Raw genomic sequence first — 15,675 nt, forward strand, 5'->3', positions numbered from 1 at the left:
CTTCATCATGTGTTATGGCGGGGGCCGCCCCCTGGCCCCGGGTACCCCTATTTAATACCCCGATAAAACAAACCACCAACCCCACCAGGTGCAGCCCGCCCCCCCCCCCCCGCCCGCAGTCCTGTGTTTTAACAAGGAGGTCTTTTTTATGCAACCCAAAGAGAGCCGCATCAAGGAGCTGCTCCGCCGGCATGGGCTGGACGGCGCCATTGTCTCCTCCCCTGAGAATTTCCACTATGTGACCGGCTTCGGCGGCCACCAGCACACTGTCTCCCGCCAGCCCGGCTTTTCTGTGGCCGTAGTCTCCGCCCGGGAGGATGTGCCCACCCAGCTCACCACCATGGACTTTGAGGTCCCCACCTTTGAAAAGAAGAGCGCCGGCCGCTTTATCGTGCGCAAGTATGACACCTGGGTTGGCTTGAAGACCTGGGACGAAATTGCCAACGGCGCCGTCGTCCCCGCCCCGGACGTCATGGAGAGCTCCATGGACGTGCTGAAGAAAATGGTGAAGGATATGGACCTGGCTGACAAGAAGTTGGGTCTTGAGCTGGACTATCTGCCGCTGGGCTATTATAATGGTCTGTGTCAGGCCTTCCCCGACGCCGTGTGGGAGAATATCTCCGACCTCTTCGTCTTTGCCCGCAGCGTCAAGACCCCCGAGGAGATCGAGATGTTCCGTACCCTCTGCCGGGCCGCCGACGCCGGCTTCACCGCTGTGAGCCAGATGGTGAAGGTGGGCGTCAGCGAGCAGGACATGGTCCGCACCTTCCGCGAGACCGTCATTGCCACCGGCAAGGCCGCGCCCAGCGCCTGGTCCATGTTCTCCACCGGCGAGTCCGGTTCCCGGCTCACCATTCCCGGCGACGCCGTGGTCCAGAAGGGCGACGTGGTCAAGTTCGACGCCGGCGTCAACGCCGAGTTCGACTTCTACACCACCGACACCTCCCGCTCCTGGGTCATGGACGGCGCCGATCCCGCCCTCTGCAAGCTCAAGGACCGCCTGTACGAGGGCCAGCGCCGGATGATCGCCGCCGCCCGCCCCGGACTGCCCATCAACGAGCTCTACCACATTGCCTATGACTATGTGAAGGAGGCCTTCCCCTCCTACCGCCGGGGCCACCAGGGCCACAGCATCAGCATGGGCCCCGCCACCGCCGAGGCGCCCTATATCAACGCCTCCACCACCCGGCCCCTGGAGGCCGGCATGGTCCTGGCCATGGAGGTCCCCTGCTATATCAGCGGCATCCAGGGCTTCAACATTGAGGACATGGTCCTCATCACCGAGGACGGCTGCGAGGTCCTCACTCCCAACACGCCCCACTATCTTTAATCCCGGAGCCAAGAAAGGACGATACCCATGAAAGTTCTGATCGTAGGCGGTGTGGCCGGCGGCGCCGGCACAGCCGCCCGCCTCCGCCGCAACGATGAGCAGGCGGAGATCATCCTGTTCGAGAAGGGCGAGTATATCTCCTTTGCCAACTGCGGCCTGCCCTACTATATCGGCGGCACCATCACCGAGCGGGAGAAGCTCCAGCTCCAGACCCCCGAATCCTTCCACGCCCGCTTCAACGTGGACGTGCGGGTGAAGCATGAGGTCACCGCCGTGGACTCCGCCGCCAAGACCGTCACCGTCCTGGACCACGCCGCCGGGACCACCTATACTGAGTCCTATGACAAGCTGGTCCTCTCCCCCGGCGCCTCCCCCATCCGGCCCAAAATGCCCGGCATGGAGGACAACCATATCTTTACCCTGCGCAACATCCCCGACACCTACGCCATCTACGACCACATCGAGAAGGCCCATCCCAAAACGGCCGCCGTCATCGGCGCCGGCTTCATCGGTCTGGAGATGGCCGAGAACCTGGCCCACCGGGGCCTGAAGGTGTCGGTGGTGGAGGCCGCCCCCCACGTGATGGCCCCCATGGACCTGGATATGGCCCACACCGTCCACAACTATATCCGTGCCAGCGGCATGGGCCTGTATGTGGGCAAGAAGTGCGCCAGCTTCACCCATGACAGCGTAGTGCTGGAGGACGGCACCGCCCTCCCCGCCGATATGGTCATCCTCAGCATCGGCGTGGCCCCCGAGACCCGCTTCCTCCAGGGCAGCGGGGTGGAGCTGGGCCGCCGGGGCGAAATCCTGGTGGACGACCAGATGCGCACCAGCGTGCCCGACATCTTCGCCCTGGGCGACGCCGCCACCGTGCGCAACATCGTCACCGGCAATACCCAGGTCATCCCCCTGGCCGGTCCCGCCAACAAGCAGGGGCGCATCGTGGCCGACGTGATCTGCGGCAAGGACGCACACTACAAGGGCAGCCAGGGCACCTCCATCATGAAGTTCTTCGACCTGGCGGTGGCCTGCACCGGCGAGAAGGAGGAGAGCCTCCAGGCCGCCGGCACTCCCTACCGCAAGAGCTTCACCGTCTCCTCCAACCACGCCGGGTACTATCCCGACGGCACCCAGATGATCGTCAAGCTCCTCTTCACCCCCGACACCGGCAGGGTGCTGGGCGCCCAGATCGTGGGCGGCGAGGGCGTGGACAAACGCATTGACGACCTGGCCAACGCCGTCCGCTTCGGTCTCACCGTCTATGACCTGCAGGAGATGGAGCTGGCCTACGCGCCCCCCTTCTCCAGCGCCAAGGATCCGGTGAACATGGCCGGCTATGTGGCCCAGAACATTCTGGAGGGCGTGATGACTCCCTTCTACGCCGAGGACGTGGCCGGTATCCCCGCCGACGCCATCCGTCTGGACGTGCGCAAGCCCCAGGAGCTGGAGGATCTGGGCACTCTGCCCGGCTTTATCAACATCCCGGTGGACGAGCTCCGCGGCCGCATGGGTGAGCTGGACCTGAGCCGTCCCATCTACGTCAGCTGCCAGGTGGGCCTGCGCGGCAACGTGGCCGCCCGGATGCTGCAGCACTCCGGCGCCAGGGTGTACAACCTGTCGGGCGGCTACACCCTCTATTCCGCATACGCCAAGGACCAGGAGGGCCTGGCCGACGACGCGAATAAAAACTGTACCGCCTGCGGCATGCAGGAAAAGAGATAGGAGTAATACCAATGCTGGATCGCGCGAAATATGATACCTACGTCCGTATCCTGAAGGATGAGCTGGTGCCCGCCCTGGGCTGCACCGAGCCCATCGCCATTGCCCTGGCCGCCGCCAAGGCCCGGGAGGCCCTGGGTGAGATGCCCGTCCACATCCGGGCTGCCTGCAGCGGCAACATCATCAAGAACGCCAAGGGTGTCATCGTCCCCACCACCGGCAACATGAAGGGCATCGACACCAGCGCCGTCCTGGGCGCCGTGGCAGGCGACCCCGCCCTGGGGCTGGAGGTGCTGAGCCGGGTGACCCCCGCCGACCTGGAGGAGACCCGCCGGCTGCTGGACGAGCACATCTGCGATGTGGAGCTGCTGGACACCCCCGCCCGCCTTCACATCCTCATTGAGATGAAGGGTAAGGACCACACCGCCCTGGCCGAGATCCGGGACGAGCACACCAACGTGGTGCGCATCGAGCGGGATGGCCAGCGGCTCTTCTTCAAGGAGACCGAGGCGGTGGTGGAGTCCGAGGAGAGCGACCTGGACGAGCTGAACCTGGCCGACATTCTGGAGTTTGCCAATACCGTGGATCTCGCCGACGTACGTCCCACCCTGGAGCGCCAGGTGGAGTACAACACCCGCATCGCTCAGGAGGGCATGACCCATGTCTACGGCGGCCGGGTGGGCGCCACCCTCATGCGCCATTACGGCGGGGATGTGCGCATCCGCGCCCGGGCCATGGCTGCCGCCGGCAGCGACGCCCGCATGGGCGGCTGCGTCCTGCCCGTCATCATCAACTCGGGCAGCGGCAACCAGGGCATCACCTGCTCGGTGCCTATCTGGGTGTATGCCAAGTACCTGGGCGCCCCCGATGAGACCATGTACCGCGCCCTGGTGGTGAGCAATCTGGTGGCCCTGCTCCAGAAGCGGGGCATCGGCCGCCTGTCCGCCTTCTGCGGCGCCGTCTGTGCCGCCTGCGGCAGCGGCGCCGGCATCACCTACCTCCACGGCGGCGACTACGAGACCATCGGCCGCACCATTACCAACACCCTGGCCAACGTCTCCGGCATCGTCTGTGACGGCGCCAAGGGCAGCTGCGCCGCCAAGATCGCCGCCTCGGTGGACGCCGCCATCCTGGCCCACGAGATGTCCATGGACGGCAACACCTTCGGCGCCGGTGAGGGCCTGGTCAAGGAGAGCGTGGAAAAGACCATCGCCAGTATCGGCCGCATGGCCGCCGAGGGCATGCGGGAGACCGACACCGAGATCCTCAAGATCATGATCGACCAGGAGGAATCCGGCTGCTGAGCCCCTTTCCCCACCAAAAACAGAGCCGCCGCGGAGCATCCGCGGCGGCTCTTTCTGTTATGATCCGGTCCCTCCCGGGAGGCAAGAAAATCCCCTCATTCCATGTTGACAACCAGAAGAAAATCCGTTATCCTATCATATAGATATATTTCGATTTATAGATGGGAGTGTCTCGCTTATGGAATGGTTCGCACGCCTGTGGAATATCGTGGAGCGGCAGCTGCTGGGCATGACCTGGCTGCGGGACCTGATTGGGGCCGCTCTGGAGGCTCTGGGGCTGGACCTCACCGGCCCGGTGGGGAGCAGCATCCACTTTTTCCTCTATGACACGGTCAAGATCATGGTGCTGCTGGCGGTGCTCATCCTGGTCATCTCTTACATCCAGAGCTACTTTCCGCCGGAGCGCACCAAACATATCCTAGGCCGTCTCCACGGCCTGGGTGCCCGCTGCGCCGCCGCCCTGCTGGGCACGGTGACGCCTTTCTGCTCCTGCTCCTCCATCCCGCTGTTCATCGGCTTCACCAGTGCGGGCCTGCCTCTGGGCGTGACCTTCTCCTTTCTGATCTCCTCTCCTATGGTGGACCTGGGCTCTCTGGTGCTGCTGATGGGCATTTTCGGCTGGCGGGTAGCGGCAGTCTATGTGCTGCTGGGACTGGCCATCGCCGTGGCTGGGGGCACCCTCATCGAAAAGGCCCATCTGGAGGACCAGGTGGCCGGCTTCATCCGCACCGCCCCCGTCTTTGACGTGCCCCAGGCCGCGCTCCGCCCCCGGGACCGGCTGCGCTTTGCCCGGGACCAGGTGGCAAATACCGCCCGGAAGGTCTTTCCCTACGTCCTGGCCGGGGTGGCCATCGGCGCGGTCATCCACAACTGGCTGCCGGAGAGATGGATCGTGACCCTTCTGGGCGGCGGCAATCCTCTGGGCGTGGTGCTGGCAACAGCGGCGGGCATTCCCATGTACGCCGACATCTTCGGCACCATCCCCATCGCCGAGGCTTTGCTGGCCAAGGGCGCGCAGCTGGGTGTGGTCCTTTCCTTCATGATGGGGGTCACCACCCTGTCCCTCCCCTCTCTGGTCATGCTGCGCAAGGCTGTCAAGCCCAAACTGCTGGCCCTCTTCGTGGCCGTATGCACCGCGGGCATCATCGCAGTGGGCTATTTCTTCAACGCGGTCCAGGCCCTGCTTCTGGTATAGGATACTCAACGGAGGGATAAGCGGATCTGCGCCAAGTGAGCAGCACTCCAAATTCAGAGCGCTCTTTTACGACCACGCGGGAGCGGAGGACAATCCGCCCCCGCTCTTTTTTCATTTTTTCTCTTGACGCCGCATCCATTCTGTGCTATCCTTACACCAATAGTTAGTTTATACTAACCGCGAATCCTCATAGGGCCGCCCTTTTCTTTTTTATCTGTCAGTTAGTTATAGCTAACCAAATGGAAAGGAGTATTGCCATGTCTCCCGAGACTGCCGCCTTTGAGCAGGCACTGGCGTTCCACTGTGCCCCTACGCTGGCCGCCCTGACCTGTGCTAACCTGATCTCTCTTTCTCAGACCGACTATCCCGGCCTGAAGGACCTGCTTCGGGACTACAGCCCCCGGCTGGAGAAGGCAGGGATCCTGCTCTTTCCGCTGTGCCGGTACCGCCGGCGGTCCCTGCTGCTGGTCTGCCGCCCGGCACTGCTGGAGGATCAGCTGGCGCTCCCACCGGTGCGGGAATTTCTTGCGGACATGGGTTATCCTATGGCGGCAGGTCTCTTCCCCGTGCTGGAGCACCTGCGGCGGCAGGTGGAGTATTCCGGAGGCTTTCCCCATGAGATCGGCTTTTTCCTGGGCTATCCCCCGGCGGACGTGCTGGGCTTTCTGACCTTGGGCGGCCGGAACTGCAAGCTCTGCGGCTACTGGAAGGTCTACAGCGATGTGGAGTATGCCAGGCGCTGTTTCCAGCGCTTTGACCGCAGCCGGGCACGGCTCCTGCACGAGGTACGCCAGGGCCGGAGCCTGCCGGAGCTGCTGGCACCGCTGTCCCGCCGGGCCGCGTAAGCCCGCTTCATCAAAAAGGAGGTTTTTACCATGCAAATCGCTGTGATCTACTGGACCGGCTCGGGCAATACCGAGCTTATGGCCCAAGCCGTAGCTGAGGGCGCCCGGGAGGCCGGCGCCGCCGTTTCCCTGACACCGGTAGCCGGCATCAATGCCGACACCGCCGCAGGATATGACCGCCTGGCTCTGGGCTGCCCTGCCATGGGGGCCGAGGTGCTGGAGGAAAGTGAATTTGAGCCCTTCTTCTCCTCACTGGAGGACAGGCTCGGCAGCAAAAAACTGGCCCTCTTCGGCTCCTACGGCTGGGGTGACGGGCAATGGATGCGGGACTGGCAGGAGCGGACAGAACATGCCGGTGCACAGCTCTGCCAGGACGGTCTGGCAGTCATGGAGACACCGGACGGCAGCGCCCTGGCTGCATGCCGCGCTCTGGGCCGGGCGCTGGCAGAAGCCTGAGCCCCGGTGGGTCCGGGCGCCGGCGCACCTTCCGGCGTCCGGACCCTGACAGAAAAGGCGGACGCCCGGAGCGGGCGGGTCTATGGGCTTCGATCCGCCCGTTCCGCGCATCCTCCTTTGGTCAATACCGGCCTCTCTTTCTCCAAGCAGCACATACCCAACAAGAAAACCACCCGGTGCCTGGACAGCGCCGGGTGGTTTTCCGTCTGTTGGAAACAGTTATTTTGTTCCGCTTCGGCGCTCCAGCAGGAGGCAGGCCGCCGTGATGAGCAGCGCCAGCACGCCGCCGGTCAGGAACTGTTCTGCCGGGGTGCTTCCCGCCGTCAGCCCGGACACCGCCCCCACCAGCACCGGTGAGAGAAAGTAGCCCACATTCACGATGGTGAGCACCAGGGCCGTGGCGGCGGGCAGAGTCCGCTGGGGCGCGGCCCCGGCCATCTCCAGCATCAGGCAGGGGCTGAAAAGCGCGATGCCCACCGCCGCGCCGCACACCGCCAGCACCGCCGTGGCAAGGTTCACCCAGAGCCCGGCCAGCACGTAGGTCCCGCCCATGATGGCCAGGGCCAGAGCGAAGGTATAGCGGCCGGTCCGCCGGTAGATGGGGCCGAAACAGATGGCCAGCAAGCCGGAGAGCACCGAGGCCGCCGCCGTCACCGCCCCGGTGACCGCCGCAGTGCCGAACCCGCCTCCCTCGATGTACAGGGAGGTATGGGTCACGTTCACATAATAGCACACGGCGAAGGCAAAGCCGATGGCGCACAGCCGGACCAGCGCCGCCCGGTCCCAGCCGTCCGTCACACCGGCGCCGCTCTCTTCTCTGGCCGCGGGCCGGTCTTTGGGCAGCCAGGCCAGGGTCAGTACCAGCGGCACCGCCGCCAGCGCAAAGAGGAGATAGACACTGTACCAGCACAGATCGGCCAGCACGCCTCCCACCAGCACCACCGACACCCGGCCCAGCTGGAGCATGCCCGAGGCCACGCCGGACACCCGGCTCCGCTCCTCCCCCTGGTAATACATGCTGACCAGCAGGGGGTATACTGTGGAATTGACCCCGTAGGCCACGCCCATCACCGCGCTGCCCAGCAGCAGCACCGGCAGACAGCCGTGGAAGACAAGGCTCATCCCGCCGCCCAGCAGGAAGAGGGCCATGGCCGCCGCCGACAGGTCCCGCCGGGAGCACCACCGGGTGAGCACCGGCACCCCCAGGATCCCCGCGATGCCCGCCAGGTTGGGGATGGTGAGCAGCAGCAGGAGCCGCTCCTCGGGCACGCCGGGAAAGGCGGCCACCAGGCCGCTCACCGCCACCGAGGGCACCAGATAGATGAGATTGACAAAGCACAGGGCATAGATGGGGAGCTTGGTCTTCATGCAGCGCCGTCCTCTCTTTTGGTATGAGTGGTTATTATATACCACTCCCGCCGGGAGGGCAAGGGCGCAAACCACGAAAAAAGGCCAAAAAAGCGGGACCCATGAGCACAGTTTTTTTGCATCCTGTCCCGCCGGAAATGCACTCCGGCGGCACTGCTCTTGCCTTTCCCCTTCCGGTGCGCTATGCTCATGCTGTCAGCTGACAAAGGAGGCCGCTATGAAGATCACTGTAGAACACCGTGACAGTCCGGAGAACGAGATCGTCCTGCGCTGCCGGGAGCTGGACGCGGAGATGCTCCACATTCTGGCCCTGCTGCGGTCAGGGATGCAGACACTCTGCGCCTTCACAGAGGAGCGGGAGACCGTCTTTCTCTCTCCCCGGGAGGTCCTGTACGCCGAATCCGTGGAGGAAAAGACCTGGCTCTACTGTGAAAAGGCCGTCTGGCGCACCGCGCTGACCCTGGCAGAGCTGGAGGCCCGGTATGAGGCCCTGGGCTTCTGCCGGGTGAGCCGGTCCATGGTGGTAAACCTCCACGGGATCCGGCAGCTGAAGAGCTGCGCCGGAAGCCGCATTGAGGCCACTATACGCAACGGGGAGAAGGTCATGATCTCCCGGCATTACGGGCCGCTCCTGCGGGAGCGGCTAGGCATGTAAAGGAGGCTTTTATGAAACAATTTCTGCGTTTTTACGCCTGGGGCGTGGAGGTCAAGCTCTACATGAGCATCTATACCGCCGCCATGGTATTTTTCCAGGGCATCACGGAGGTACTTCAGGGGCGGTACGCCATCAGCGTGTGGGTACTGCTGGAAATGCTGCTGGTCAGCTTCGTCTTTGCCGCCATCCAGTACGCGGTGCTGCCCGCCGGGCAGTGGTCGTCCAGAGGACGGCTGGCGGCATGGGTGGTCTGCGCCAATGTGCTGTATATCGGCGCTTCCCTGGTATTCGGCTGGTTCCCCGGCGTCCCGCTCTGGGGGGATATCCTGCTGATCGCCATGCTGGAGTGCGGCCTGTTCGCCATCTGGTTCAGCGAGCAGGTGGCCTGCTGGCGGGACACCAGAGACCTGAACCGGAGCCTGCGGCGCTTCCAGAAGGAAGTCTAAAAACCGGCCCGGTTCAGAGCGCCGCACGGGCCAGCCTGGCCGCCGCGACAGCCAGCTGCTCCGCCGTGGGCTCCCAACCATAGAAATGGACCTCTATGACCCGCGCGCCGCTGCCCAGCAGGTATTCGTCCGCGGCCTCGCCGCCGGAGTAGAGCCGGTACATCCAGTCCGCGCCCTCCGGCGGCGTCTCCCGCCGGTACTCCCGTTCCTCATACCACTGGTCATATTGGCGGAGGTACTGCTCCACGCACCATTCATAGAGGACGGGCCACTTTACGTCCACGATCACATAGCGCAGCTCGGGGGCGTCCTCACCGTCCGGGAAGGCGTTCTGCCCGCCCACATACTTGCCCAGAAAGGGGCTGCTCTGGGCCTCCCACTCGCAGGAGTAGTGGGCGTAGTCTGTCTCCGTCAGATCCTCCACCCGCAGTGGGATGGGGTCATGGTAGATGTCCCAGGTCATGGTATGGCCGCCGGGGTATTCCGTGGTATAGGTCTCCGCCGGCTTCCGGCCGGGGCCCAGGTCCATGTGCAGGATCAGGAAGGTCATCCCGCCCGTCAGCAGAAAGGCCCCGAGAAAGGCGGCGGCCCAGGTAGCCGCCATACTGGCCCTGCGGGAGGCGCCCATGGACTTCATGGCGTGCTTGACTCCCATCACCGCCAGCAGCAGCAGCGCCGCACACCCCATACTCAGCAGGGCGACGGTCCCCATGCGTCGGTCCGCCAGTTCCATGAGCCACAGGATCAGGGCGACCAGCGTCACCGCCAGCAAGGCTTGGGAGACACGGCGGTAGGTCCCTTTGACGGGGACACAGGCGCCCCCGGCCTCCACTTCCCGCCGGGAGCGGCGGTACCACGCCCCGTAGCCCACTAGGTTCACCAGGGACGCCCCGATCACCAGCACCCATAAGAAGAGGCTCCCCAGGTCTGCCGAGTCAGAGAGCAGGTCCACCAGTCCCGCCAGACGGTCATGGGCGGCGGACCACAGCCGCATGACGATCTGGAGGAGTGCGATCAGGGCCAGCGCGATGCTGCCGGGCAGGAAGTTCTTCCGCATGGCCCGCCGTACCGTGCGCAGGCGGACGGTCTCATCGGTCTCGATGGGGGCCGCGTCCTCGTCCGCCGTGCAGAAGATCTGCATCTGGGCCCACCGGGCCACCGGGGTCCACCCCGCCTCCTCACAGTAGTCCAGATAGGTCTGCTGATCCGGGCCGGGGGCCGGGTCGAACTCCGACGCTCCCGGAAAGTAAGTCACCGCGTACCGCAGCCGCTGCGGCTCACAGCGGCGGTAGCGCCAGAACCAGGACGTGATCTTCTCCAGCTGCCAGCCTTTGGCCGCCATGGAAGCAAGATGCTTCTCGATCCCCGTGCTGTCGTAAAAGGCAAAGCTCTCCACCCGCCGTTTCCGCTCTCTCATACGTTTCCCTCCCCTTCTCCCCGGCAGCGCCGGTAATCTCCCGTCAGCGTCATCAGCCGCTGATACTCGTTCTCCAGGGCGTCCAGGCCCTGCCGCGTGATCTGGTAGCTCCTGCGGCGGCCGTCCACCCGGGTCTGGCGGATCATGCCCGCCCCCTCAAACTGCTCCAGCAGATTGTACAGCGTCCCCGGCCCCACCGTCACCCGGCCGCCCGTCATCTCCTGTATCCGGGCCATCACGTCCATGCCGCAGCACTCGGTCTGGAGGCAGAGGAGGATGTAGAACATCTGCTCGGTGAGAGTCTGGAATTTTTCCCGCGGCATAAGTTCTCCCCCCTTTATCGAATATCGATATTTTCTGTTTTCAGTATAATATCGAATATCGTTAATGTCAAGGGACAAAAACCCCGGAGCGCTTTTTCCGCGCTCCGGGGTCTTCTGATCGTTAAGCGGGTCATCCGGCGGCCGCCTGCCGCTCACAGCGCACCGTGATGCGGGAGCGGCCTCCCAGGGTGCAGGTGAAGAGGGTCAGGTCCCAGTCCCCTGTCACCATCTCCTCCACGTCGGCCGGGCCAAGCTGCTCCAGCTCGGTCACCGCGTAGGAGAACTGGTTCCCGTCCACATCGGTGAACACCACTTGGCTGCCGGGCTTCAGCCGCCGCAGGCGGCCGAAGTGCCGGGTGTAGTTATGGGCGGCGATGACCATGTCGTCCTGGTACACCGAGCCGGAATACCGGCAGGGAGAGAGCTTCAGGTCGGAGTAGCTCCAACCGCTCATCACCGGCAGGGACAGGTCCAGCGCCGGGATGGACAGACGGCCGATGTAGGTATGGCCGTCGATCTCCACGGTGGGCATCTCCATCTCCGGAGCCGCCACATAATCGGGCAGCGCCTCCGGAGGGGTGGCCTCCACCGTCTCCCGGATCTCCGCGTCCAGCTGGCGGACGGCACTGTCCGCCGCGGCGGCGGCGTGACCCTCGTCCCAGATGTTATAGGCCGTCAGACAGAGGGCCGCCGCAATCAGCAGCAGCCCTCCCATCATCGCGGGCCAGCCACGTTTATTCCTCATGGCTGCCGCTCCATTTTCTCTGTCTCGCCCAGCCCAGCAGGAAGAGTGCCATGCCGCTCACGGCCAGGATGGGCACCGGCCACCAGAGCTGTCCGGTCTGGGGGACCTCCTCCCCCGGCTCGCCGGGATTGGATGGGGTGCCCGGCGTGGAGGGATTCCCCGGTGCGGACGGGGTCGCCGGTCCGCCCGGCACTTCCGGTTCCTCTATAATGCCCGGCGTGGGGGTGGGCGCGGGTGTGGGCTGTCCCGGTTCGTCCGAAGGCTCCGGGGAGGGCGAGGGGCCTTCCGGTACCTCCGGCTCCTCAATATAGATGTTGGTCACCACAAAGGTGATGCCCTCCTGCGTGACAGATACGCCGTAGTGATCCGGGACCTCTTCCTCCACCACCTGCCACTGATAGCGGTCGCTGAGACCGGTCCAGGTGTACCGCCAGCTGTTGGCGGCGCTGAGCTCCACGGTGTCGTAGACCTTGCCGTCCTTCAGAAGCTGCACCTTCACGCTGGCAGGCCGGTCCTCGCCGTGGCCTTCGTCCTCCCAGACCTTGATCACCTTCCGCTGGACCTTATCGCCGCCGCCTCCCGGGCTGTCATAGGTGCGGTCATATTTGGGTGCGGTGGCCGCGTCGTAGTGCCACGCATCGGCGTCGTCCAGGCTGGGCAGGGAGATCAGGAAGGGCGTGGGGGTGTAGGTATAATTGCCCGCGGTGTGGCGGCTGCCGGTGACCAGATAGAGCCCGGTCTCCAGGCCGGTAAAGGTCAGCTTTCCGTCCGGATCGGTGCTGCCCTCCGCCAGGGGGGCGATCTCATCCCGGGCGGCATAGCCGGCCAGAGTCTCTGCCAGCGCCCGCCAGGCCGCGCTGTCCAGGCCGTCCCACACGACGGAGTAGTCCTTAAATTTCTCTGTTGGCGCGAAGTCCACGGTCTCCGACACCTCTGCCACCCGCCAGATCCGGAAGGTCACGCCGGAAAAGCCCGTGCCGTCCCGGCCGTACTCCAGCATCAAGGAGCACTCCCGCCCGGTGTCCACCCGGGTGTAAGCCGACGCGCTCCGCGGCAGGCAAAGGACACACAGCAGCAGACACAGCACGGCCGCCGCGCTCCGCCGGAATTCATATTTCATCTTCATTGGGATGATCCCTGCCTTTCCCAATCAGTTTTTCTTCTTTTTGCGGGTGCTCACCAGCAGCCACACCAGCAGGAGCAGCAGCAGCGGCACCGCCACCACGGGCGCCACCAGGATAGGGTCGATCTGCATGGCGTCGGCCGTCACACGGATGGAGGAAGCGCCGGACTGATTCTCGATCCGATGCCCCCGCACCAGCAGCCGGTGGGAGTTGACGCCGTAGGGCGTGCAAGTCACCAGCGTGCAGTAGTCCCGCTCCGGATCAATGGCCAGGTCCTCCACCTGATGGGGCTCCACGATGCGGATCTGGTCCACCTCATAGGTCAGCGTCTCGTCCAGCACCCGCAGAAGGAATACGTCCCCCTCCTTCAGCCGGTCCAGGTTGGTAAACAGCTTGGCCGAGGGCAGGCCCCGGTGGCCGGACAGGACGCAGTGGGTCCCCACCCCACCCACCGGAAGGGAGGAGCCCTGGATATGGCCTACGGCGATCTGCAGAACCGCCTCGTCGGTACCGTGGTAGATGGGGAGGGAGCACTTGATCTCCGGGATCTCGATATAGCCCATGACGCCGCTGCCCGCCACGTTCAGCAGGCTGTCGTACTCGGCCTGCTCCTCCCCGCTCATGGGGAGAAAGGGGTTGGCACGGCCCACCAGAGTCCGGTTGTAGTCCTCCGCGGCCTGCCAGAGATGTTCATAGGTGTTGTCGTCCAGCGCGGCCACCTCGCCGGCGTAAGTGGCAATGGCCCGGGACTGGTGAAAGGAGTTCCAGTAGTCGCTGACCGAAGGGTACAGCAGCAAGGACAGCCCTGTCAGAAAGACCAGTATTAAGAGGATGGTGGAGAGGTTTTTTCGCATACAGGGTTCTCCTTGCTGCTGCGGCCGGGGCGGCGGACCGCCCCGGCACAGCAGATGTTTCAGGTTTTCAGCCTATCGGCGGGAGGCTCAGCCCTCCGCGCCCATGCGCTTCTTGGTGATGAGCAGCACGGCCGCGCCGATGACCAGGATGGAGCCCACCACGTAGAAGATGGTGGTGCCCATGCCGCCGGTGGAGGGCAGCTCGGTGCCGGTCTGGTTGGTGACGGTCACGGTGTTGCTGTTGTTGGTGGTAACATTGTTTCCGTTCTGCTCGCCGCTGTTCCAGGTATAAGTCCAGGTGCAGTCAGTGGAGGTGGCATCAGCAGCAGGCGCAGCAAAGGCGATGGTCACGGTGATGGAGTCTTTCAGCAGGTTGTAGCCGGCGGGAGCCTTGATCTCGGTGATGGTATATTCACCAGCGGACAGGCCCTCAAAGCGGAGCACGCCGTCCGCGCCAACCACGCCGGTGGCCTTTACGGTTTCAGTAGTAGTCACAGGAGTAGTGGTAGTTCCCTTCGTATACTTAACAGTGGTGCTCTCGTACTTACTCTGGTCCATACCCTCGGTAGCGGGGTCATCAGTGGTATAGCTGCCGTCCTTCAGCTTCCAGTAGGTACCGTTTTCATCCACGGTGTAGACGTCCTTGGTGACCAGCACGATGTTGGTCTTTTCGCCGGTGATCTCGAACTCAGCGCCGGTCAGGCGGTTGCCCTCGGGATCCACCTTGATGATCTCGATATCAGTGACGTAAGTACGGGTCACGCTCTCGGGGGTCTCGCCGATGGGGCTGCCGGGACCGGGCTTATCACCGGGGTTACCACTTTCATCCGTGTTGGGGTTGTTGGAGTAGCTCAGAATGACCTTGTTGGGGTTGCCCTCAACGCCGATGACGGCATCCTTGTTCACGGTGGCGGAGTAGGTGATGGTGATGTCGGAACCGGTCTTTGCAAGAACAGTTTCACCATCCTTCAATTCCTTGTACTGGATGAAGTTCTTGAACACGATCTCGACTGAGGTAGTTCCGTCATCGTTAACCTTGGAATCCACGGTGTAATCAGTGCCCTTCTCCAGGGTCTTAGAACCCACAGTGATGGCCACATCATCCTTGAAGGTCAGGCCCTTGGACAGGGTATCGTTGACCACGAAGTAGTACTTGGTGTAGCCGGTCATGTCGGGCACCTTGGAGGTGACCTTGTAGGGGACCTTGTCGCCCACAGCGGCGTTGTTGTACTTCACGTCGCCGGTGGTGTCATTGTCGGTGTCCTTCGTGCCGTCAATGTTCTTGTCGATGCTGGGCTTGTCGGCCTTGATGGTGACAGAAGGATTGGGGTTGGTGGTGTCCAGGATCAGAGCGGAAATAGGCTTCGCCGCACCTACATCTTCAACTACGTAGTAGCCCAGGGGCAGGTTGCCGATGGTGACGGACTTAGCACCATCAGGGGCAGTAGCGGTGCCCGGAGTGATATTCGCGGCCTTGGCGGCAGCCAGAGCGTCCGCGGCAAAGGCAAACAGATCGGTCTCAGCTTTAATCTTGGCGACCACCTGGGCGTCAAAGTCGCCCTCGTTACCGCTCAGCTTGTAGCGGGTCTTGTAGAACTCTTTCAGCTCGGCAGGTACGGTGTAGACCACGCTGGCGGGAGTCGTGACAGCACCCTCCCCGTCCTTGACTTCATCGGTATAGCTCTTTACGTCCAGGATCTTATAGGCGTTGAAGGTCTTGCCCGCCACGGACACGTTGTCGGCGTCTTTGATGGTAATGGATCCGTTCGCTCCCGCCGCCATCGCGGGGATGGCCAGGGCGGCCAGCATGACCAGGGTCAGCAGTACGCTGGCGATTCGCTTCATGTTTTTCATACAGTTCATCCTTTCGTCTTTTCTTGCGCGGGGGTTC

The 15,675-nt window shown here is 63.7% G+C and carries 15 protein-coding genes; 8 read left to right on the top strand and 7 right to left on the bottom strand.

The window, feature by feature from the left end; genetic code table 11:
* Positions 1-148: 148 nt before the first annotated feature.
* From ACTNBZ_RS10475 to ACTNBZ_RS10500, 6 genes are all read left to right on the top strand, one after another.
* The gene (locus ACTNBZ_RS10475; protein WP_441209723.1) at positions 149-1,330 is read left to right on the top strand and encodes a M24 family metallopeptidase; all 1,182 of its coding nucleotides are present in this window, start codon (positions 149-151) and stop codon (positions 1,328-1,330) included.
* A gap of 27 nt (positions 1,331-1,357) precedes the next feature.
* Positions 1,358-3,055, top strand: coding sequence for an FAD-dependent oxidoreductase (locus ACTNBZ_RS10480; RefSeq protein ID WP_441209725.1), 1,698 nt, complete (start codon positions 1,358-1,360; stop codon positions 3,053-3,055).
* Positions 3,056-3,066: 11 nt separating this feature from the next.
* Entirely contained in the window at positions 3,067-4,356 is a 1,290-nt protein-coding gene (locus tag ACTNBZ_RS10485) for an L-cysteine desulfidase family protein (RefSeq protein ID WP_441209727.1), read from the top strand.
* Between the two features lie 178 nt (positions 4,357-4,534).
* Entirely contained in the window at positions 4,535-5,551 is a 1,017-nt protein-coding gene (locus tag ACTNBZ_RS10490) for a permease (protein ID WP_441209729.1), read from the top strand.
* A 257-nt stretch (positions 5,552-5,808) separates the two neighbouring features.
* Positions 5,809-6,396: a DUF3793 family protein gene (locus tag ACTNBZ_RS10495; protein ID WP_441209731.1), complete on the top strand. Its 588-nt coding sequence runs from the start codon at positions 5,809-5,811 to the stop codon at positions 6,394-6,396.
* 30 nt (positions 6,397-6,426) lie between these two features.
* Positions 6,427-6,852: a flavodoxin gene (locus ACTNBZ_RS10500; RefSeq protein WP_441209733.1), complete on the top strand. Its 426-nt coding sequence runs from the start codon at positions 6,427-6,429 to the stop codon at positions 6,850-6,852.
* Between the two features lie 219 nt (positions 6,853-7,071).
* Here ACTNBZ_RS10500 and ACTNBZ_RS10505 read toward each other — a convergent pair whose 3' ends face one another.
* A complete protein-coding gene (locus tag ACTNBZ_RS10505) occupies positions 7,072-8,220 on the bottom strand; it encodes an MFS transporter (RefSeq protein WP_441209735.1) in 1,149 nt (382 codons plus the stop codon).
* 217 nt (positions 8,221-8,437) lie between these two features.
* On the opposite strand from ACTNBZ_RS10505, the gene ACTNBZ_RS10510 reads away from it, so the two are divergent.
* Together ACTNBZ_RS10510 and ACTNBZ_RS10515 are read left to right on the top strand one after the other, a co-directional pair.
* The gene (locus ACTNBZ_RS10510; RefSeq protein ID WP_441209737.1) at positions 8,438-8,875 is read left to right on the top strand and encodes a LytTR family DNA-binding domain-containing protein; all 438 of its coding nucleotides are present in this window, start codon (positions 8,438-8,440) and stop codon (positions 8,873-8,875) included.
* A gap of 11 nt (positions 8,876-8,886) precedes the next feature.
* Complete coding sequence (locus ACTNBZ_RS10515; protein ID WP_441209739.1) at positions 8,887-9,321, top strand: DUF3021 family protein; 435 nt, start codon at positions 8,887-8,889, stop codon at positions 9,319-9,321.
* Positions 9,322-9,334: 13 nt separating this feature from the next.
* Here the strand turns inward: ACTNBZ_RS10515 and ACTNBZ_RS10520 are convergent, their stop codons facing one another.
* The 6 genes from ACTNBZ_RS10520 to ACTNBZ_RS10545 all read right to left on the bottom strand — a co-directional run bounded on the left by ACTNBZ_RS10520 (position 9,335) and on the right by ACTNBZ_RS10545 (position 15,638).
* Positions 9,335-10,738: a DUF2812 domain-containing protein gene (locus ACTNBZ_RS10520; protein WP_441209741.1), complete on the bottom strand. Its 1,404-nt coding sequence runs from the start codon at positions 10,736-10,738 to the stop codon at positions 9,335-9,337.
* The gene (locus tag ACTNBZ_RS10525) at positions 10,735-11,061 is read right to left on the bottom strand and encodes a PadR family transcriptional regulator (RefSeq protein WP_441209743.1); all 327 of its coding nucleotides are present in this window, start codon (positions 11,059-11,061) and stop codon (positions 10,735-10,737) included. The genes ACTNBZ_RS10520 and ACTNBZ_RS10525 overlap by 4 nt, the downstream gene beginning before the upstream one ends.
* 130 nt (positions 11,062-11,191) lie before the next feature.
* On the bottom strand, positions 11,192-11,806 hold the full coding sequence (locus tag ACTNBZ_RS10530) for a sortase (protein ID WP_441209745.1): 615 nt from the start codon (positions 11,804-11,806) through the stop codon (positions 11,192-11,194).
* Entirely contained in the window at positions 11,796-12,932 is a 1,137-nt protein-coding gene (locus ACTNBZ_RS10535; protein WP_441209747.1) for a Cna B-type domain-containing protein, read from the bottom strand. The genes ACTNBZ_RS10530 and ACTNBZ_RS10535 overlap by 11 nt, the downstream gene beginning before the upstream one ends.
* Before the next feature lie 24 nt (positions 12,933-12,956).
* Positions 12,957-13,784 carry a class C sortase gene (locus ACTNBZ_RS10540; protein ID WP_441209749.1) on the bottom strand — a complete coding sequence of 276 codons (828 nt, stop codon included), beginning with the start codon at positions 13,782-13,784 and terminating at the stop codon, positions 12,957-12,959.
* 87 nt (positions 13,785-13,871) lie between these two features.
* On the bottom strand, positions 13,872-15,638 hold the full coding sequence (locus ACTNBZ_RS10545; protein WP_441209751.1) for a SpaH/EbpB family LPXTG-anchored major pilin: 1,767 nt from the start codon (positions 15,636-15,638) through the stop codon (positions 13,872-13,874).
* Between the last annotated feature and the right edge of the window lie 37 nt (positions 15,639-15,675).

It is taken from the genome of Pseudoflavonifractor sp. HCP28S3_F10, assembly GCF_052065415.1.
GTDB lineage: Bacteria > Bacillota > Clostridia > Oscillospirales > Oscillospiraceae > Pseudoflavonifractor_A.